At 41.8% G+C, this 261-nt stretch carries 1 protein-coding gene; it reads right to left on the bottom strand.

Annotated features, from left to right (window positions below; genetic code table 11):
* The coding region (locus AAEZ22_RS18465; protein WP_352298515.1) for a lipid II flippase MurJ at positions 1–261 on the bottom strand (261 nt) is incomplete at both ends.

The raw sequence follows: 261 nt of genomic DNA, 5'->3' as shown, positions 1-261 counted from the left end.
GCCTTAACGTGATCAATGCCAGCCTCTTTAAACGCGCCGTGATCAAACAGCACGGTAATAATCAACGGGCTAATAATCATCAACCCTATCATGGCCGGGAGCCCTAAAAAAATCACAAATCGCACTCCCCAATCTAGGGTATGTTGAAAGTCGCTACTTTTTTTACTGCTGTGTAATTTTGATAGCGCAGGTAAAATAACCGTCGCAATACCAATACCAAATAAACCAAGTGGGAATTCAATCAGTCTATCTGAGTAATAC

The sequence above is a fragment of the Pseudoalteromonas sp. 20-MNA-CIBAN-0454 genome (assembly GCF_040308685.1).
Lineage (GTDB): Bacteria > Pseudomonadota > Gammaproteobacteria > Enterobacterales > Alteromonadaceae > Pseudoalteromonas > Pseudoalteromonas nigrifaciens.
Note: the sequence above shows the minus strand (reverse complement) of the source record. Positions and strands in the feature narration are given on the sequence as shown.